Source organism: Rosenbergiella sp. YN46, assembly GCF_036620675.1.
GTDB lineage: Bacteria > Pseudomonadota > Gammaproteobacteria > Enterobacterales > Enterobacteriaceae > Jejubacter.
This window is the reverse complement of record NZ_JAZHEE010000039.1, coordinates 1-18,012: the sequence shown is the minus strand read 5'-3', so window position 1 is coordinate 18,012 and position 18,012 is coordinate 1. Positions and strand designations below refer to the sequence as shown.

Below are 18,012 nucleotides of genomic sequence, written 5' to 3'. Positions count from 1 at the left end.
CAATTTGTCACAGGGTTAAGGGCAACTTGTCACAGAAAGGACGGCTATTTGAGGGTGATTTGTCACACTGAAAGGGCGGTTTGTCACAGATCCCTCTCTGGAACCCGCATGGATAAAGGCCTGTGGGCATTCTAAAAATAAAGATCTAACAACTATTAAAAAAGATCTTATAAAAATATCCCCGTGGATAAGTGGATAACCCCTAGGTGAGATGATTTTTCAGGCATTGAGCGTCAGCAGAATATACAAAGTATTTTTCCCTGGTGCTTCCTCGCTCACTCGGGGCTTCGCCCTGTCGCTCGGCTGCGGCGAGCACTGCTGGCTCGAACACATCCGTGGCCGGAAGATACTAATCCCCCGAGACGCTCTCAGGTACCCACTACTGCGAGACAACCCCCACGAAGATTTCTATCGTCCCTGCATGCATATTCGAATCGTTTTTATTAACCCTGGCTCCCGTCGTGACAGATCACTACGTCCTGTAAAAGGGGGACTAAGGCCCCTGAATCACACACCTGAAATTAATAATGCGGAGTTTTACGATAATGTCATTGCTGGAAACTTTCCTGACCGCTTCTCAGGGGGCAACAATCCTGTTCCTTGCCATGCTGATCTACTGGCAAAAGCGATAAATCCATGCGGGCTGGCCTTTGGCCAGCTTCGCTGTATAAGGGGAAAAATGCGGCATATCCAGACATTTCACTAGGCAATTTGAATTCAGATATCTATGCTTGGGATCCGGTCAACAGGAGGTAACAAGATGAAACTTGAAACTATACAGATAGAGAATACCGTAAGGAGTGGTCTTAATTCTTTCACTGACGGGGTGATTATTCGTGATACAAAGGTATTGATCACGCTCAATCTCCCGGATGGACAGAAAACCACTATTGAGGGGGAATGGCGGCATATGTGGGGCGCCAACAGGTTGTCAGAACGTATTACGATGCTTCAGCATGCGATCTATGAGCAGTATGAGGAATACAGAGCAGATATTCCCGTCAGCTGGTCCAGATAACGTCTGACAGACCTCACCGGCGAGCAGGACGTTCGCCAGCATCATTCTCCTAAGTACTTAAATATTCCCTTTCAGCATGGCTACCGCATCCGTTTCGGGCATCTGAAACTGAACTCGATGCCGCGCAGCAACATCAAGTGCGAACACCTTCGTATAGACTTCAGTCGAGCTAATCGATTTGTGGCCCATCAGGCTCTGTAAAACCTTCAGTGGTATGCCGGCATACAGCATATGCATCGCGTAGGAGTGACGGAACGTATGGGGGGTAACCGGTACTGAGAACGTAACCCCGTCGGCCGCTGCGGCCTCCACAGCTTCGCTAAGCCAGGTGCGCACGGTGCGGTCTGTGATCTCCCAGATACGCGCCTTCTCCATTCTGCCGGTGCGCTTGTTTCGTCTTTCCAGCGGAATTTTCAGGGTGGCCACCATCATCTGCAGCTGGCTGACGTAGTGGTGATCGGAAAGCGGAACCAGGCGATGAGCCTGACTGCCTGCGGGTGCACGACCTGCAGTTCTGGCGGCTTTTTCGGCCCGTTGTTTCAGCGTGGCCAGCTGCACGAACGGATACGGCGGCGCCAGCGAAAAATCCCCCCGGGTCAGCGCGAGCGCTTCATTAATGCGCGCGCCGGTGTTCCACAGCGTCGCCAGCAGCATCTTGCGGTGAAGATCCGGCACGTAATGGAGCAGGGCGCTGACTTCCGGCGCCAGCAGGTATTTCGGCAGTTCATCCTGCACGAGCGCCATCTGGCGCAGGGCGAGGGCGGCAGGGTAATCGATGGCCACCGGGAGCAATGTTCCGGGAGATGGCGGAGATCCAACTGGAACCAGGTTATTCATAATTTCTGTTAACTTTTTTCTTTGCCGAGAATTTTCTTCGTAATATTACCGGAGTCAGGATGACTAACCAGCCAGCGACGGCCAGCCAGAAAACAGACGAAGTCGCAAACAAGACTACCCCGTCAGTGATTACAGACACGATATTTTCGGCCACAGGTTTCAGTCCTCTTCAGTGGGTGGCTATGGAACGGGAACATTCATGCCCCCAACATCCACTTAATAAAGTACAGAAAAATCACCACGCCCCCCCAGAATAAGGTCAGGTTGGCGACTTTCTGCCGCAGGACAGAAAGGAGATTTGTCTGCAGGTCAACGAGGTATTCACTTTGCGAGGCAAGCTCCCTTTCCAGCTCCAGGATTCTTTTCTGCGACTGAGTACACAGGGTAGCCATCCGGATAACCCCGGTTGCCCGTTGCGCCACCTCCAGGTCAGAATCCCCGCTCTGCGGCAGAGACAGTTTTTCTGCCCGCAGTGGCAGGGCGTCACATTTCTCGTCCGGGAGCTGGCCCCCTTTCCTGTGCAACAGATGATAAAATGGACGATTCCTAAGTGAAGTAATTAACTGTTTTTGCGACCGTTTTTTGCCTTCGAGCTGCACGATTTTTTCCTGCAGCCCGCGATAACAGTCTTCCAGCCGGCGTACCGCGGATACCAGGGGCTCCACCCGGAGCGTTGAACACCTGCCCCGTGGCAACTGCAGTTCGTCTGCCGGTCTCTTTGTCCCGTCGCGTAACTGTTACGTGGATGAATGGGTAATTCCCGTCAGTTCTGGTCTGCCATAAAACGGCCAGCGCTTGTCGCCCTGCGAGTAAACCTCGATCCACACCAGTGTGCCCTGCTCAAAATACAGGTGACAGCCGTCGCTGGCGCTCAGGGTTGTCATCATCGGCAGCTGCACAGCGGAAAACGAAACGCCCGGACCTGGTAATCCCGGCATCATTGACTGTTATCCTACGTCTCCAGGAATTGCACATTTGTGTTCAAATTAATCACAGTTCTGACCCACGATAAATATCGTCAGTCCCCCGGGAACCTTCATTGCGGCCAGTTCAGTACAATTCCCGGCCAGGACCTTCATGTTTTCCGCTGTGGCATCCACCGGATAAAGCGCCTGTGTCAGAAGTGACAGATTATGCTCACTGCAGGAAAGCCCCGCGCGGTGAAGACATGACAGGTACCCTGTTTTAACTGCTGCGGCATCGCCGGCATCCATCATATTGAAGTAATCCAGAGGCGCCGGCGAAAATTCCTCCTCCGCGACGGTTTCAAGAAACCGTAGCATCTCCGGGCGAACTGGCAGGGGCAGAACGGCGGCCTGAAATTCGTTACAGCTGAATCCACCGCAACTCTGCGTCGCCAGTCGCCAGCCATCGGTGTTACCGTTCGGCACAGTTACCGTAGAGGCCAGAACCAGCCCCGGCCAGCGATCTTCCCGATCAAACCCGTAATCAAAACACTGCTCAGGAATGTCCCGCAGATTCTTGCCATGTTGTCCGGGCGCTATCATCCCGAACCTGATTTGGGGAGTATGCTTATACACAGACTGGGCCTGTTCGTTAGTACTTTAGTTGAGAAACAGCGCTGGCATTTCATCTGACATCATCACATGGCGGGTCCGCTTCCCGCGAAAAATACGGCGCATCATCGGCGTAAAATCACAGGGCTCCCAGCCATAAGGCCAGGTATAGTAAATCCCGTCCTTCAGCTTACTGTCGCGTCGCTCAGGCCCCGCAACGATACGTCTGACCTCCCTGTTCAGCGCCTCACCGCGCAGGCCATACTGCCCCAGGTAGCGGCGCAGCCGCGTTCTGGGCATCCGCGGGTCAGATTTCACGTAACCATTAACATCCAAATGCTGCGTGGCGGTGATGATAGTCATGCCGTACCTGCGCATGGTGCGGAAGGCGGCGGCCATCACGTCCGTTTCGGTCTCTGGTTCGTCATATGTTCTGTTCATCTGGTTTCCTGTTATACGTTGCCGTGATGCACCGAATCATTCATCATTTTTTTCAGTATGTTCAGTAGCGTTATCCGGAGGGGTAGCTTCGGCCACTTCTTTCAGTATTGATGACCATCCCCCGGCAAACCATTCGCCCGGATCTTCACCACTGAGTACCTGCTGCAGCCAGCGGGAAGGGGAGCGACGTCTGGCGTCACGGAACCAGACCGGATGGTGCTGACCCATGACTGACCAGAAATCAAAATCCGGCTCCGGGGGGGAGAACACATACGCATTCATGACCAGATTCCCGCCGTGTTGTCTGAGGAACAACAAAAATTCTTTCAGGTTTACATACCCCCCCGGCCCCATACCGGCACCAAGGAAAAACGCCTCTGTTACCACGCCGGCAGTGATACGGCCGTTCTGCTCATGCTGGCGCAGGATCATCAGGGTGCCATCATGGCGCCCGCCGGCGATGCGGATGAACTCAAAGACATACCTTTCATCATCATCCGGGAAGAAAAACTCCTCCCAGCTGACACCAAAATACGTCCCCAGGATCACCAGCGGGAACATCTTCCCGTCACCGGTGGTCAGCCAGTCTGCACTGGCGCCGAACCGGCTTTCAATCCGTTCAGCCAGCTCACGGGTTAACTCACCGGCGCCATCGATACAGTCCAGGAGCAGTCCCGGGGAAACATGTAACCGGTGAGCTATCCGTACCTGGTCGGCGATCCGCGTCGGCCCGGGTTGCCCGGCCCCCGGGAAAAAGCCGTCAGCGGACAGACGGTCAAACAGGGCGCGCAGACGCCCGCCACATTCCTTCTGCCACTGTTGCCGGCTGGAGAGAATTTCCGGTGAGGTGGTCCCGGCAGGATACTGTCTGGCCAGCGCCAGGCGGATCTCTCCTTCGAGTGAACGTTCATTTTTCATCGCTGACTGCTCAATGCGTGCAAACAGCGCATCGTCAACATTTCTGGCCTGGATCTTCGCCATGACTCCTTCCTTATGCAAAACGTATTCAGGACTGGTAAATGGTCTTTGAAGTAAACATGAAACCTTATTTACCGCTATAACAACAAATGTATACGTTATGATTCATTTTGTACACAAAGGAAGAAATCAGCAAATAATAAGCCATGAAACAGTCACGCCGTTAAATTACCGAATGACCGTTTCCGGCAGATCCGATTTTCCTGTATATCACAACTTTCCGGAAGTGTACCACGGTCAGGGAATAACCACAGCGCCCTTTTAGGGTGGTGAGCGGCCGGTCACGGGGCAGGGGAGGGACACAACATATAGCGTCAAAAGCAGATGATAATACCGCTACATCTTGTGTTGCCGGGCCGCTGCGCGCCGGTGGGGTTCGCAGAGATCCGGAACTTCCTTTTTTCGGATCTCAGCATCGGCGGAAAGCAACTCCGTTTACATCTGATTAAAATATGCAGCCGTCAGCACCACAACATTAAAACTGCAAACGATGTTGATATCTGCAATGATATGGAATAGTTTGAACTTAAAAGAATAAATCTGGGATGATTACTGTCATTTTTGATAAATCTTTTCCATCTGGAGACACACATGACTGAACAGAACGAAAATACTGAAAAAGGATTCACTCGCACGCTTACCGTGCGGAACATGCCGCTTGATGTGGATATTGAGATCACGGAGCAGGCGAGGGCGGCTGGCAAGTCAAAAAGCGATTTTGTCAAAGAGTTCCTCTCGGCCTCCTTCGGGGATCTCATCGGTAACTTCATGCGCGGGAACAGCCTTGTCGCGCTGATGGATAAAGACGTGGCCGGCATGATGGGGGCCGCCCTCGCCGACTACTGGTATGACAGTGCACAGACGCTGGCCGAGAACCGGACCTGGTGTCGTCTGCTGGGCATTTATAAACAGGAGGATCTGCAGACTATCATGCGTAAAGGCGTTCCCCTGCTTGAGCTGCGTGCATCACAGCTGCCTGACATCACGCATATCCCGCATGGCTCCTCACTGGCATTTGCCCTCTTTATCGAGGCCGCCCGTCGTGATTTACCGACGCTGATGGAGGTGCATAAACAACTGTTCTTCCTTCAGAAAGAAGGGGATTTTCTGGATATGGTCGATCAGATACGCGACGCGCTGCGCCTGCCGCCGACGGAGCGGCCCGTGTTCTGAGGCGCAGAAGCGCGCCGGATGCAGGTCGTCGGCCCAGACTTACAAAGACGAAGAAACGGTCATGGTAACGTGGCCAGTACCGGACCTCACGCTGGAAGACTGGGCTAACTGACGGCAGAAAGAGCGCATGAAGGAGGGATGTCCGCTTTGTGCCAATAGCGGACATTACTTAATGTATATGTCATTTCTTCTCGCTGATATCACCCGTGTGATCATAAGCCCAATGCCCAGCATAACAAGACAGGATATCGCCAGACCGCCCCACCCTTGTATGGCGAACAACCAGCCATTGACATACCCCATTACCGCACCACCGGAATAATAAGAGAGTAAATAAAAAGAGGTGGCCTGTCCTTTTGCACTGGATGTTCTGGCACTGACCCAGGCAAGAATGATTGAATGTGATGAGAAGAATGCAGCTGAAAGGAGCACCACGCCAGATATAAATAACCAGACAGACTCAGCAATAAATGTAATAAACACCCCAACCATCATAAAACTAATTAAAAAACTTAAAACATTCATTGATCCATACCGGATTGCCTGACGAGCAGCATAAGGTGCAATGAAAAAAGTAAGGGAAAAACTCAGTGGTATTAGCCCAATCCATGTATAGTCGAGGTTGTACGGAGCATTGTGTAAATTAAAAGCTAAAAAATTAAAGATGGACGTAAATGAACCGAACAGAATAAAACCTGTTATGAAACATAACGAAACTTTAATGTTTCTGATATGGTTCAGTCCCCCCCGGAAGACAACCGATAACTGTAGTGATGAGGATGCTTTAAAATTTCTCGATGCCGGTAACAGGAATTTCACCGCAAGAGCAATAATAATCAGGACACAACCAAAAAGAGAAAATATAACTTCAACAGAAAAATGCTCCATCATCTGGGTCGCAATAACCCTCCCTGACATACTTCCCAGAGAATTGCCAAAGATAAAATAACTGGTGATGATCCCGGCCATACCCGGAGAGACCTCTTCACTGATATATACCGTAATTGCTGCAGTAACACCGCTGACCGCAATACCCAGCAGTGCCCGGAAGATAACTAAAACCTGCCATGATGGTGCCAGCGCGCACAGTAACGTCAAAACACCTCCGGCAAAAAGGGATGCAAATATTACAGGTTTGCGACCAAAGCGATCCGATAACGAACCGCTGAACAACATGGCAAATGCCAGGAACCCTACTTCGGCAGATAATATCATGCCAACCTGATTCAGCGGAATATGATAAACCTCACTCAGTTTTGGTAGCAGCGCCTGAATAGAGTACAGTGATGCAAGTTCAGCCAGTCCGGCAAGTGGCAGAATAAACAACATTGGAAAATAACTGCCACTTCCGTCTTTTATTATATTCCCCATTGCTATCTCCAGTATTTATTTCCTGACACAACCTCAGGTCAGGATTCAGCATCTAAGGTAGTGAATAAAAAAATTATGTAGGGTGATAGCCATCACGCTTTAGCCTTAGCAATATTTCACAAATGTGTTTTACTAATTTCCAATAAGACATCTTGATGCACTGGAAAAATTTACCCAGCCCAATTTAAACTATCCTAGAAGGGATTATCAGAGTGTCTAAACTGATAATTTCTGAAGGTAAAAATATGACAGACAGCAGATGGCGGATAGACTGGCCCCCTGAATCTCCAGACAGTTGGTATCACTTAAGTTAGTGGTAAGCGTAAAGTGATCGCCGTATTGACGACTATTTATTGGTGGGATCTGCCTTCCATGACAGGAGCTCGGCGACTTTGTTCGACGGCCACTCCGGTAGCACACTCAGTATATGGCGAAGGTAATCACCGATCCGTTTCAGGGCCTCTTCTGCTGTGAAGTGGTCAACAAAAACTGGCCACCGCGTTAGAGTTTTTCCAGTATCGGTTTTCTGATTCGTTTGGTGGTAACCCACCATTATATTCGTGCGGTCTTATTGCGCTGTAATATCCAACGATGTAGTCCGTTATTGCGTGGGCTGCATCGCTGAAGCTTACATAGCCCGTCGCCGGCACCCATTCGTTCTTCAGACTCCTGAAGAAGCGCTCCATTGGGCTGTTATCCCAGCAGTTTCCACGCCGACTCATACTCTGCCTGAACCGGTATCGCCACAGTAACTGCCGGAACTGCCTGCTCGTATAATGACTGCCTTGAGCGCTGTGGAACATCACCCCGACTGGCTTACCACGGGTTTCCCATGCCATTTCCAGTGCTTTCATGGTGAGCCTGCTGTCCGCGAGAACGACATGGCCCAGCCCACTGGTTTTCTTGCGAACAGGTCGGGAACAACGGCGAGGTACGCCCAGCGCTTACCCGTCCAGATATAGGTCACATCACCGCACCACACCTGATTTGGTTCCGTTACGGCGAACTGTCGCTCAAGATGATTCGGGATAGCAACGTGCTCATGACCACCACGCTTATACCGGTGAGTCGGCTGCTGGCAACTGACCAGCCCCAGCTCTTTCATGAGTCTGCCAGCAAGCCAGCGCCCCATCTGGTATCCTCTCTGGGTTGCCATTGTGGCGATGCTTCTTGCTCCGGCAGAGCCGTGGCTGATGCCATGCAGTTCAAGTACCTGACTGCGTAATACAGCCCGTCTGCCGTCTGGCTTTTCAGGACGGTTTTTCCAGTATTTGTAGCTGCTGCGATGAACCCCGAACACATGGCAGAGAGTGGCCACAGGATAACGCGCCCTGAGTTTCCCGATTATCGAGAACTGTTCAGGGAGTCTGACATCAAGAGCGCGGTAGCCTTTTTTAATATTTCATTTTCCATTTCAATACGTTGTAGCTTTTTCCTGAGCTCACGGATTTCAATTTGTTCCGGGGTAATGGGGGAGGCTTTTGGTGTTTTGCCCTGCCGTTCATCACGTAATTGTTTCACCCATCGCGTCATTGTGGAAAGGCCGACATCCATAGCGCTGGCTGCATCTGCCACGGTATAGTGCTGGTCAACGACCAGTTGAGCGGATTCGCGTTTAAACTCTGCGCTGAAATTTTTTTTTTCATTATGGCACCTGTGTTGTTCTGAGGTGAGCATATCACCTCTGTTCAGGTGGCCAAATTCAGTAAACCACTTCATCAACGATTTCCGTCCCTGCGGAGTTACCCAGCTATCGTTATTTGATGAGGTAGGTCGTATGCAAACAGTGACGCGCTCATGAATGTACTGGATACGATAAACAACTCAGGCAAAGGTAAAGTATGGTTTGCCGGTCGGGGCATCGCACCGGCGTGGTCAATGAAGAGAGATATGCTCTCTCCAGCCTACACAACGAGGTGGGACTCGATACCGATCGCTACACTCTGAGGTATCGCAATCAGGAAAAATGCCTTCCGTCTGCTGGTGGTTGATATTTGCTCTGGTGTTACCATTTGGGTATAATGTAATGACCAAATGGAGGTTTGCTATGAAAACTTTTAGTTTGTCCTCAACTCCAGCCAGACCACAGCGCCTCTGGCAGGTTGCCGGGTTAAATAATGCCGATGGCGTAGCGCTTCTGGGCCAAATCAATGAAGGCCTGGACGGGAAGGTGGCGAACCGGATCACTGACTGGGCCAGAATAACCCAGAATGACCTGAGAAAAATGTCCGGTATCCCGTCAACCACATTTAGCCGCAGTGTGAAGGCACGTTTTAACCCGGAACAAAGTGAACGTCTGGTACGTATTATCCGCGTCATTGATCGGGCGGTAGATTTGTTTGAAGGCGACAGGGAAGCCGCACAGAAGTGGTTGAACGAACCTAACCGGGCATTGAGCTGGAAAGTGCCAGCAGACCTGATGGCATCCGAAACGGGAGCCTATGAGGTCATTAAGCTGATTACGCGTCTGGAGCATGGGGTGTACTCGTGATCCTCTACAGGCTGACGAAAACAAAGTATCTTTCTACGGCCTGGACCGGATATGGTGCGAAAGAGGCTGGTGGGCGCTGGAATAGCGTGGGGGTGTCAATGGTATATGTCTCCGAAACGGCTTCACTAACGATGCTGGAGACGCTGGTACACCTGCATGCGGCACAGATAATGGACTCTTTCACGCTATTGAGTATCGATGTGCCTGATGAACTGATCCAAAGCGCAAACATGGATGAATTACCGGGCAACTGGGCTGATGAGGATGCGCCTCAGGAACTGGCTGATTACGGAGATGCCTGGTCATTTACCAGGAGCTCGGTTGCACTGCGTGTTCCCTCAGCCTTATCGCCGGTAGAGTTCAATTATCTGTTAAATCCTGAGCACCCTGAGTTTTACGGGATCGTGCTGAAGGCTCAACAGATACCGTTCCGGTTTGATAGTCGTCTTAAACCTGACAGGAAGTGAAGCAAGAGATGATAGGGCGCTGTCATGATGCCTGGCGCTCCTGTCCGGTGTCACATAAAAAAGCCCGCCAGCGGCGGGCAAAGACTACACACAGCTATTACAGGATGATTCAGGCAGTTTCTTCGTAAACGTGGTAATGACTCCAACTTACTGATAGTGTTTTATGTTCAGATAATGCCCGATGACTTTGTCATGCAGCTCCACCGATTTTGAGAACGACAGTGACTTCCTGCCCAGCCTTGCCAGATGTTGTCTCAGATTCAGGTTATGCCGCTCAATGCGCTGCGTATATCGCTTGCTGATAACGTGCAGTTCTCCCTTCAGGCGTGATTCATAAAGCGGCCAGCCATCCGTCATCCATACCACGACCTCAAAGGCCGACAGCAGGCCCGGAAGACGCTCCAGCGTGGCCAGCGTGCGTTCACCGAATACGTGCGCCACAACCGTCCTCCGTATCCTGTCATACGCGTAAAACAACCAGCGCTGGCGTGATTTAGCGCCGACGTAACCCCACTGTTCGTCCATTTCCGCGCAAACAATGACGTCACTGCCCGGTTGTATGCGTGAGTTTACCGACTGCAGCCTGAGTTTTTTAAGTGTCGTAAAATCGTGTTGAGGCCAACGCCCATAATGCGTGCACTGGCGCGACATCCGACGCCATTCATGGCCATATCAATAATTTTCTGGTGTGTACCGGGCTGAGAGGCGGTGTAAGTGAACTGAAGCTGCCATGTTTTACGGCAGTGAGAGCAGAGATAGCGCTGATGTCCGGCGGTACTTTTACCGTTACGCACGGCGCCTTCGGTAGCTGAACAAGTGGGACAACTGATGGGAATTGAAGCCACGGGAGCACCTCAAAACCACCATCATACACTAAATCAGTAAGTTGGCACCATTACCATAAGTTGCCTAACGGGAAACCTGTGTACGAACTGAAAAAAGCGGTGACCGAATCCGGTTGGCTGAGCGATTCGAAGGTGAAGGTTCCTTGCACTAAGACGCTGGTGATCGCCAATACCGATGCGGGTGATGACATGCTGGAAACGGCCTCGACTGTCCTGTTGAAAAACCTGAGCCGGGTGCTCGGCACCAACGGTAAATAATCATGCTGCGCAGGCTGTGTTTCTGGGTGTTGTTCACTATCGCGTTACTTGTTGCCTGGCGACTGGCGGGGCTGCTGCTAGATCTGGTGCTATTAGTCGTCATTGTTGTGGCGCTGATACTCAGATGAGATTCGAAGGGTGCGCGGTAGATCCCTCAACCCAATGACTGTTTGTTCTTGGGCTGTTTTGGCTCTCATATTCCACTCGAAAGGTTTTGCTGCATACCCTATAATCCGCCTCAGTAATCGTAGGGGAACGCAATGAAAAGGATTCGACTGTTTATAGGTGTTGTGATTATAGGTGCTCTGTCGGGGTGCGCAGCAGTCCAGTATAATGATGGTGAAAAGGTCAGTATTCAGTCCGATGCTTGGTACGGGCTGGATAGTTTGCATAACACTGCTGTTAAGGCGTGCCAGCAATATGGCAAATCGAAAGCAGTTTATCTCCATAGCGCTAATATGAACCCGAACTTACCGAAAGGTAGTGGGGTGCAAAATACTATCTGGAAATGTGAGCCATAAGCATGTCTAATTTTAATAGGCTTTGTTGAATAAATCAGATTTCGGGTAAGTCTCCCCCGTAGCGGGTTGTGTTTTCAGGCAATACGCACGCTTTCAGGCATACCTGCTTTCGTCATTTTGTTCAGCGCTCGTACCAGGGCCATAGCCTCCTCAACCTGACCATCGTAGTCACGCAGCGTCAGTGAACCCCCGAACAGCTGTTTTACCCGGTACATCGCCGTTTCCGCTATCGAGCGACGGTTGTAATCTGTTGTCCATTTCCACCGCGCATTACTCCCGGTCATTCGCTGATTAGCCACTGCACGGTTACGGTCTGCATATTCACCGGGCCAGTAACCCGCACCTTTTCGGGGAGGGATAAGCGCGCTGATTTTCTTACGCCGCAGTTCATCGTGACAGAGCCGGGTGTCGTAAGCGCCGTCTGCCGATGCTGCCCTGATTTTTCTGTGAGTCTGCCGGATAAGACCCGGGAAGGCTTCTGAGTCCGTCACATTGTTCAGCGACAGGTCTGCACAGATGATTTCATGTGTTTTGCTGTCAACGGCCAGATGCAACTTTCGCCATATACGACGGCGTTCCTGGCCGTGTTTTTTGACTTTCCATTCGCCTTCACCAAAGACCTTCAGCCCGATGGAATCAATCACCAGATGCGCGATTTCACCCCGGGTGAACGTTTTGAAACTGACATTAACCGACTTTGCGCGCTTGCTGACACTGGTGTAATCCGGGCAGCGCAACGGAACATTTATCAGTGTAAAAATGGAATCAATAAAACCCTGTGCAGCCCGCAGGGTCAACCTGAACACGCGTTTAATGACCAGAACGGTGGTGATGGCGAGATCAGAATAGCGCTGAGGTCTTCCCCGTGATGAAGGCGTTGCCGACTCATACCAGGCCTGAATAGCTTCATCATCCAGCCAGAAAGTTATGGAGCCACGGTTGATGAGGGCTTTATTGTAGGTGGGCCAGTTGGTGATTTTGAACTTTTGCTTTGCCACGGAACGGTCTGCGTTGTCGGGAAGATGCGTGATCTGATCCTTCAACTCAGCAAAAGTTCGATTTATTCAACAAAGCCATGTTGACGCAAAACATCATCACAGTGAGCAGGTATAGTTCGTGTTCGATATTGGCTTTAGTGAACTGCTATTGATATTCATTATTGGCCTGGTTGTTCTGGGGCCAAAGCGGTTGACGCCGCCAGATGTCTTCTCGCAGACATTGCTGGCTATATGCCACCCCGGCCAGTGGTGTTTCAGAGGGGTGGTTAAATCTGTCTCGGTACTCTGCAGGGGTCATGCCGTGGATTTGCTTTAAATGCCTGTCGAATACCTGGAGTTATTTTACACACTCAAGACATTCGATTGCATTGCCCGAGGTGATAGGCTATCGCCTCTCTTTTGCTTTTCATTCCTTGGCCTTTTTACCCCCGTTCGTATGTAAGCTTAGAAATATCTTCCCCTCCCCATCATTCTGCTGTTTGTCAGGCGTTGAAACAGTTTGAGATTGTCAGTCATTCTAAAACCCTAGCCTTTCGATGGTGGCAAGCAGTGCAGCAAGTTTGAGCTTCTGCTCCGCATTGATGTCAGAAAGGCGCCAGCCGATGTTCAATGGTGAACGGAAAGTGAGTGGCGCCGAAGCCCGGCGTAGCCGGCAACGGTTTGATAGGTTCTGCCAATCCCCCCCCCGCCCTGATAAGCTATACCCACAAATAACGCTTTAGTAGCTGCTGTACGCGGTCGGAGTGGTCCCGACAAGGCGACAGCCGCAGTCGGGGCGTATCTCCGCGTTAGCGGGCCGGAGGGCCGCTTACGAGCGTGTACCAGAGAACTGACCGCAGCTCCACTCACAGCGATGACGAAGAGTAGTTACAACACCCATCATTAAAAGCGATGGTGTTCCCCGGCCTTCGGCCGGGGGCGGCGGCGCTTTTCAGTGGTGGGGAGGGGCACCTGGCTGGCAAACCGGCGCCGGTTTTATGATGAATATTATTATGAATGCTGTAACTAATTTAATTCTCCGGTCGGGGCCCGTCGCGGAGCGATGGGAGCTACTTTTATCTGAGCGACGCGGACGCGTGCGGCCGCTGTAAGCGAAGGCCTCATTGAGTTATTCACAGAGCCGGCAAAGACAAAAGATCTCCCTGCAGCTTGCAATGCAGGGGATTAAAAAAGTGGGGTAAGATTATTTTGCAGGTTTGCTGTTACCCTTTTGCTAAATTCCCTGTTTATTCATTTGCGGGTTTTTGTGGATAAGTGAAAACCTGGTGCGAACGTCACAGGGTATACGTGCTAAAACCAGCGATGGTCCGACGGCCGGAACGTCAGATGGATAAAAACCAGGCAACTTCATGAATCCGGACAAACGCCAAAAGCCCCGGGCAGGGGCATAGAAAAAATAGCTAAATGATATCCGTCAGGACGGCGGAGCCAGGGCCAGCTCCAGCTGATACAGGTTCTGAATGGCCAGCTGCTGCAGCCGCTCCGTTGTACACCAGTAAGCCTCGTCTGCCGGCATTGTCTTCAGGATATGAAGCGACATTTCGTGAATCTGGCGCTCACGAGAATATCTGGCCAGGCGGTTAGCTCGTTTACGTTCGGCGCCACGCTGCCGACGGAACCTCAGTGCATCGAGAGTTTTTTGACGGTACCAGCGCTCACGTGCTGCACGCGGGGAGATCTCCTCATCTTCACGCAGAATCCCCTCCTCGATAAGACGACGACGCTCTTCGCTTTGCCGGAGCTTTTTTTGTTGTTCCGCATCAAGTTTTTCCAGATCCACTCCCAGCATCTGAAACCCTAACGCGGTGATATAGACGTATTTAGGAAGCCAGGTACGGGATTCCCTGTCCCAGCTATTTTCTTCAGATAGGGGTTCTACGCCGGAACCCCAGATTTTTCCGTTATCCCAGTTTCAGCCCGGCAACCAGCGCATCCAGGTCAATAATCTCATTGCTGCTCTGGAAGGTATAATGCCCGTTCAGCAAAATGTGCTGCCAGGCAACCGGTGATATTCGGGCCAGAGCTTCAATGCCCTTGGCATTGCCTTCCGCTTCCAGTCGTTCCAGCAATCGCGACAGGATCGCCGAGTTGTAATACACAATAGCGTTGGAAATCAGCCGCCCGCACTGGTTACTGATGTCTGTTTCAATGTCATTTTTCCCGGTTAACTCTTTCTTTCCGCCGACTTTGGCCACTGCGGCACGCAGCTGGTGATAAGATTCAATTCGATTTTGGGAACGCCGGATGTTGCGTTCCAGCTGCGGATCGCGCAAATACTTCAGCGTGTAGATGCTGCGTACCAGCCGATCATATTCAAATAGTGCCTGCCGGGTCGGATTGGTCGTGGTGTACGTGCACAGTTTGCGGACCAGCGTCCCCTGCGTCATTTCTTTCAGCCCCAATGTGGCGACGATGCGATCGAGATTGCTTTTCTCGCGGATAATAAGGTCCCGGTCAATCTGTCCGGCGGGCTGGATCAGGCATTTTTTATAGGCCGACGGATCTCTGATGCAGTACAGCTCCTGCAACTGCCTGTTCAGGTCCGTAAAATGAGGCTCAAAGCGCAGGCCAAACCAGTGCAGGATCGCAAAGTTGGCTTTATTTATGCTGTGCATGTCGCCGGTAATGGCCGTGGGTTTCACTTCTGAGGTGTTGCGGTACCAGATATCAAAGACATGGTGGGCTTCATAGTCGTTCGTGCCAATCAGGTAACCGTTGATAGGGATGTGGTTACACAGCAGTGTGTAGGCCACCAGGCCTTTACCGCGGCCGAAGTATTTACGTGAATGTCGGGCCTTTACTGTCGGCCGTTCAATGCCAAACTTCTGCCCGTCAACAGCACCATAAAGCGTTTCCGGATCAAACGAATAGTGCGGGAAAATCGGCAGTGCCTCTATGGCATCGGTGATGCAGTCATTGGTCGTGACCAGTGACGCCAGGCGGAGGTACTGTTCGTACGTGGTTTCCAGCACATGGAACGGAATATCACTGGTTCGTGCCATTACATGATTACCATGATTCATCGCCTGGGCAACGATGACCGCCATCAGACTGTCTTCATCGGCATCCTTTTTGGCATAGCGGGGTTGCAGCGGCTTCATGGCATGAAGAAACCGGCACTGGTCGTTAACAAACCGGAAGACGTCGGTTACATCGCAAAATGGCAACTGCTCATAAAATCGCTTCTCCTGCGCCTTATGACGGCTGATCACGGACTTATGCCAGGTCAGTTTCTGCGTTTCTTTATCGTATTCCAGATGTTTCAGCTTCCCCTGCTTCAGCTCGCGGTTGAAGGCTTTCCACTGCCGGTGCAGTTCGGACTCCAGCGCCTTGAGCTGCGATTTAACCGGCTTTTGCAAAAACGGGATATTCATTTCAGCCAGCACAGCGGCCTGTTCCCCTTCCGGCACCAGTTCATCAGAAAGATGGCGGTGGCGGAGACTGTCATTGAGGTGGAATTCACCCGCCTGAAAACGCTTTCTTATCTGGCGGTAGAGCCAGAACTCATAGCGCCCGGCGTTCAGGCCTGTGGGCTCGCCATCTTCCCCGAACTCCAGTAGATACGGGCGCAGCCGCTCCGGTAATGTACCCGGCGGGCATTCCGCCAGTGACCGCTGTGAAAGCGTCTGCTTTTTGCTGAACACCATTCTGAGCCAGCTCAGCGCGTCAGCCCACGGGCTGTCGTGGACCACGCTGGTGAGATCGAGTGACAAAAATAATGGCCGCAGGTGACGCCGGATTAATGCCGTCATACCGTCCACGGCCTGCCACTGCAGCGCCAGTTTACTGACGGGTTTTACACTCATGCGCTGTGCGGTGGTTTTCAGCGCCTCCCGCGGCATGATTTTCCAGGCCCGACGACGGACTTCGCCAAAAGTGGTCGGGTCCGGGACGCTATCATCAACGTAAAGCGATAACAGCCGTCCGATTTTAGACGTTTCACGCCGGTGTTTTTCCTGGACGTCAGCCAGAAGCTGTTTGGCCACGCTGCGGCTCTCATCCTCGAGCTGTTTCATATGGAAAAACATCGCATCCACCAGGTTATCGCTGAACTGGCGGTAACGAACCCATGAATAGCACAGCAGGTAAAGGCGGGTCTGATCGGGCTTCAACTCTCGGAGATCATAAACGGTATAGAAATTTGCCAGGCTGGCGTAGTAAAGCAGATTCTGCTGAGAAATATTCAGGGCTGGCAGGATGTCGCAGGCTTTACGGTGCAATGGCGCCAGTATGGCCCGTTTTTCCCGTTCCTGGACCATCTGGCGCCAGCCGAAATCACGAGCATCCTGCCTGAGGACCGCCAGCCGGGAAAGGGTATCATCACGTTCAATCAGCTTTTTCAGACCATCGATGGTGGCGTCATCAAGCCGCTCCGTCAGGATACGCCCCAGCCGCTGCCTTTCATCAGAAAGAGTCCGGCTTACCAGCTCCTGAAGTGTGGTATAGCCAGGTCGGATGATTTTGTGCGCGTTGAGCCAGATGATCAACTCAGTGGCGACAAAGCCGGGAGTGACATCGCGGTGAACAATGTGGGCGGCCTGTTGTTCAAGCGGTGAAGACAGGGCCGATGACCAGGGGCGGTAACCATACAGCGCGCAGATTTTTTCCCGCTGAGCATAGCGTTCCTGCTTATAGGGCAGTTTGTCAGGCAGTGACTCTCCGGGGAAATAACGGCTCAGGACAAAGCTGCAGTCGTCCGGAACATCATCCCACCCGAAGCGGAAAAACAGGTGCTTGGCTTTAAAGTAAGCGATCTGGATGATGCAATACATTTGAGCGTGAAGCCCCCGACGGCTGCAGGCCAGCGCCAGTTCAGATTCATTCAGCGCCAGAAACTCCAGTCGCTGAGCATCATCGAAGTCAGGAAGGCCATAAAGCGCCTCCTGCTCAGCGACCGAAAGAATGCTGAGGAGTTTATTTTTGTTGGCCATCCCTGATCCTTATGCTTATACACGCAAGTGTAACATTATCATTAAAATGCAACCTTTACGTGTCATAAATTAAATGACGGGTAATGTGACTATTGTTGACAGACATCAGCACCAAAATCAGAATGTCACATAATCGAACGTATATGTGACAGGTGTAAAATGTTAA

General features: G+C 51.6%; 16 protein-coding genes and 9 pseudogenes. 9 read left to right on the top strand and 16 right to left on the bottom strand.

Features of this window, described 5'->3' with window-relative positions:
* The first annotated feature begins 527 nt into the window (after positions 1 to 527).
* The gene (locus tag V3W49_RS19520; RefSeq protein WP_032409716.1) at positions 528 to 632 is read left to right on the top strand and encodes a hypothetical protein; all 105 of its coding nucleotides are present in this window, start codon (positions 528 to 530) and stop codon (positions 630 to 632) included.
* A gap of 128 nt (positions 633 to 760) precedes the next feature.
* On the top strand, positions 761 to 1,018 hold the full coding sequence (locus tag V3W49_RS19515; RefSeq protein WP_500147674.1) for a hypothetical protein: 258 nt from the start codon (positions 761 to 763) through the stop codon (positions 1,016 to 1,018).
* 57 nt (positions 1,019 to 1,075) lie between these two features.
* On the opposite strand, the gene V3W49_RS19510 is transcribed toward V3W49_RS19515, so the two are convergent.
* From V3W49_RS19510 to V3W49_RS19480, 7 genes and pseudogenes are all read right to left on the bottom strand, one after another.
* Positions 1,076 to 1,855 (bottom strand): site-specific integrase, encoded by a 780-nt coding sequence (locus tag V3W49_RS19510; protein ID WP_500147673.1) that lies wholly within the window; start codon positions 1,853 to 1,855, stop codon positions 1,076 to 1,078.
* Between the two features lie 197 nt (positions 1,856 to 2,052).
* Positions 2,053 to 2,565 (bottom strand): annotated as a pseudogene (locus tag V3W49_RS19505) (hypothetical protein); the annotation flags it as partial.
* A gap of 27 nt (positions 2,566 to 2,592) precedes the next feature.
* A complete protein-coding gene (locus tag V3W49_RS19500) occupies positions 2,593 to 2,796 on the bottom strand; it encodes a hypothetical protein (protein ID WP_484500550.1) in 204 nt (67 codons plus the stop codon).
* Positions 2,797 to 2,841: 45 nt separating this feature from the next.
* A complete protein-coding gene (locus V3W49_RS19495) occupies positions 2,842 to 3,363 on the bottom strand; it encodes a hypothetical protein (RefSeq protein ID WP_484500570.1) in 522 nt (173 codons plus the stop codon).
* Positions 3,364 to 3,420: 57 nt separating this feature from the next.
* Entirely contained in the window at positions 3,421 to 3,813 is a 393-nt protein-coding gene (locus V3W49_RS19490; RefSeq protein ID WP_023317792.1) for a hypothetical protein, read from the bottom strand.
* Between the two features lie 36 nt (positions 3,814 to 3,849).
* A complete protein-coding gene (locus V3W49_RS19485; RefSeq protein WP_011977810.1) occupies positions 3,850 to 4,794 on the bottom strand; it encodes a hypothetical protein in 945 nt (314 codons plus the stop codon).
* A gap of 160 nt (positions 4,795 to 4,954) precedes the next feature.
* A pseudogene (locus V3W49_RS19480) lies at positions 4,955 to 5,200 on the bottom strand (hypothetical protein); the annotation flags it as partial.
* 182 nt (positions 5,201 to 5,382) lie between these two features.
* On the opposite strand from V3W49_RS19480, the gene V3W49_RS19475 reads away from it, so the two are divergent.
* The gene (locus V3W49_RS19475) at positions 5,383 to 5,964 is read left to right on the top strand and encodes a hypothetical protein (protein WP_134912870.1); all 582 of its coding nucleotides are present in this window, start codon (positions 5,383 to 5,385) and stop codon (positions 5,962 to 5,964) included.
* Between the two features lie 165 nt (positions 5,965 to 6,129).
* Here the strand turns inward: V3W49_RS19475 and V3W49_RS19470 are convergent, their stop codons facing one another.
* The 3 genes and pseudogenes from V3W49_RS19470 to V3W49_RS19460 form a co-directional block, all read right to left on the bottom strand.
* Positions 6,130 to 7,335 carry an MFS transporter gene (locus V3W49_RS19470; RefSeq protein ID WP_500147672.1) on the bottom strand — a complete coding sequence of 402 codons (1,206 nt, stop codon included), beginning with the start codon at positions 7,333 to 7,335 and terminating at the stop codon, positions 6,130 to 6,132.
* A 346-nt stretch (positions 7,336 to 7,681) separates the two neighbouring features.
* Positions 7,682 to 7,774: pseudogene (locus V3W49_RS19465) on the bottom strand (hypothetical protein); the annotation flags it as partial.
* A gap of 40 nt (positions 7,775 to 7,814) precedes the next feature.
* Positions 7,815 to 9,012 (bottom strand): annotated as a pseudogene (locus V3W49_RS19460) (IS3 family transposase).
* A 40-nt stretch (positions 9,013 to 9,052) separates the two neighbouring features.
* Here V3W49_RS19460 and V3W49_RS19455 point away from each other — a divergent pair.
* The 3 genes and pseudogenes from V3W49_RS19455 to V3W49_RS19445 all read left to right on the top strand — a co-directional run.
* Positions 9,053 to 9,282, top strand: a pseudogene (locus V3W49_RS19455) (DUF4113 domain-containing protein); the annotation flags it as partial.
* A gap of 100 nt (positions 9,283 to 9,382) precedes the next feature.
* Complete coding sequence (locus tag V3W49_RS19450; RefSeq protein WP_032413443.1) at positions 9,383 to 9,826, top strand: Xre family toxin-antitoxin system antitoxin; 444 nt, start codon at positions 9,383 to 9,385, stop codon at positions 9,824 to 9,826.
* Complete coding sequence (locus tag V3W49_RS19445; RefSeq protein WP_004883378.1) at positions 9,823 to 10,293, top strand: RES family NAD+ phosphorylase; 471 nt, start codon at positions 9,823 to 9,825, stop codon at positions 10,291 to 10,293. Before V3W49_RS19450 ends, V3W49_RS19445 begins: the two co-directional genes overlap by 4 nt.
* A gap of 147 nt (positions 10,294 to 10,440) precedes the next feature.
* On the opposite strand, the gene V3W49_RS19440 is transcribed toward V3W49_RS19445, so the two are convergent.
* A protein-coding gene (locus tag V3W49_RS19440) for an IS1 family transposase (protein ID WP_436923500.1) occupies positions 10,441 to 11,138 on the bottom strand; the annotation gives its coding sequence in 2 pieces (ribosomal slippage) (positions 10,441 to 10,889 and positions 10,889 to 11,138; 699 coding nt in all).
* Positions 11,139 to 11,216: 78 nt separating this feature from the next.
* On the opposite strand from V3W49_RS19440, the gene V3W49_RS19435 reads away from it, so the two are divergent.
* Both V3W49_RS19435 and V3W49_RS19430 read left to right on the top strand, forming a co-directional pair.
* Positions 11,217 to 11,396: a hypothetical protein gene (locus V3W49_RS19435; RefSeq protein WP_007372130.1), complete on the top strand. Its 180-nt coding sequence runs from the start codon at positions 11,217 to 11,219 to the stop codon at positions 11,394 to 11,396.
* Between the two features lie 2 nt (positions 11,397 to 11,398).
* On the top strand, positions 11,399 to 11,524 hold the full coding sequence (locus V3W49_RS19430) for a hypothetical protein (protein ID WP_007372131.1): 126 nt from the start codon (positions 11,399 to 11,401) through the stop codon (positions 11,522 to 11,524).
* A 467-nt stretch (positions 11,525 to 11,991) separates the two neighbouring features.
* On the opposite strand, the gene V3W49_RS19425 is transcribed toward V3W49_RS19430, so the two are convergent.
* Positions 11,992 to 12,960: an IS5 family transposase gene (locus V3W49_RS19425; RefSeq protein WP_500147671.1), complete on the bottom strand. Its 969-nt coding sequence runs from the start codon at positions 12,958 to 12,960 to the stop codon at positions 11,992 to 11,994.
* Between the two features lie 73 nt (positions 12,961 to 13,033).
* Between V3W49_RS19425 and V3W49_RS19420 the strand changes: the two are divergent.
* Positions 13,034 to 13,108, top strand: a pseudogene (locus V3W49_RS19420) (twin-arginine translocase TatA/TatE family subunit); the annotation flags it as partial.
* Between the two features lie 39 nt (positions 13,109 to 13,147).
* Here the strand turns inward: V3W49_RS19420 and V3W49_RS19415 are convergent.
* The 4 genes and pseudogenes from V3W49_RS19415 to V3W49_RS19400 form a co-directional block, all read right to left on the bottom strand.
* Positions 13,148 to 13,234, bottom strand: a pseudogene (locus V3W49_RS19415) (MucR family transcriptional regulator); the annotation flags it as partial.
* Between the two features lie 374 nt (positions 13,235 to 13,608).
* Positions 13,609 to 13,764, bottom strand: a pseudogene (locus V3W49_RS19410) (replication-associated protein RepA4); the annotation flags it as partial.
* 565 nt (positions 13,765 to 14,329) lie between these two features.
* Positions 14,330 to 14,797: pseudogene (gene repA, locus V3W49_RS19405) on the bottom strand (plasmid replication initiator RepA); the annotation flags it as partial.
* Positions 14,798 to 14,816: 19 nt separating this feature from the next.
* Positions 14,817 to 17,846: a Tn3 family transposase gene (locus tag V3W49_RS19400; RefSeq protein ID WP_500147670.1), complete on the bottom strand. Its 3,030-nt coding sequence runs from the start codon at positions 17,844 to 17,846 to the stop codon at positions 14,817 to 14,819.
* Positions 17,847 to 18,012: the final 166 nt, after the last annotated feature.

Bases quoted from the DNA above. Each gene is read 5' to 3' on its own strand.
- V3W49_RS19520 (WP_032409716.1), top strand. From the start codon at position 528: ATGCGGAGTTTTACGATAATGTCATTGCTGGAAACTTTCCTGACCGCT.
- V3W49_RS19515 (WP_500147674.1), top strand. From the start codon at position 761: ATGAAACTTGAAACTATACAGATAGAGAATACCGTAAGGAGTGGTCTT.
- V3W49_RS19510 (WP_500147673.1), bottom strand. From the start codon at position 1,855: ATGAATAACCTGGTTCCAGTTGGATCTCCGCCATCTCCCGGAACATTG.
- V3W49_RS19500 (WP_484500550.1), bottom strand. From the start codon at position 2,796: ATGATGCCGGGATTACCAGGTCCGGGCGTTTCGTTTTCCGCTGTGCAG.
- V3W49_RS19495 (WP_484500570.1), bottom strand. From the start codon at position 3,363: ATGATAGCGCCCGGACAACATGGCAAGAATCTGCGGGACATTCCTGAG.
- V3W49_RS19490 (WP_023317792.1), bottom strand. From the start codon at position 3,813: ATGAACAGAACATATGACGAACCAGAGACCGAAACGGACGTGATGGCC.
- V3W49_RS19485 (WP_011977810.1), bottom strand. From the start codon at position 4,794: ATGGCGAAGATCCAGGCCAGAAATGTTGACGATGCGCTGTTTGCACGC.
- V3W49_RS19475 (WP_134912870.1), top strand. From the start codon at position 5,383: ATGACTGAACAGAACGAAAATACTGAAAAAGGATTCACTCGCACGCTT.
- V3W49_RS19470 (WP_500147672.1), bottom strand. From the start codon at position 7,335: ATGGGGAATATAATAAAAGACGGAAGTGGCAGTTATTTTCCAATGTTG.
- V3W49_RS19450 (WP_032413443.1), top strand. From the start codon at position 9,383: ATGAAAACTTTTAGTTTGTCCTCAACTCCAGCCAGACCACAGCGCCTC.
- V3W49_RS19430 (WP_007372131.1), top strand. From the start codon at position 11,399: ATGCTGCGCAGGCTGTGTTTCTGGGTGTTGTTCACTATCGCGTTACTT.
- V3W49_RS19400 (WP_500147670.1), bottom strand. From the start codon at position 17,846: ATGGCCAACAAAAATAAACTCCTCAGCATTCTTTCGGTCGCTGAGCAG.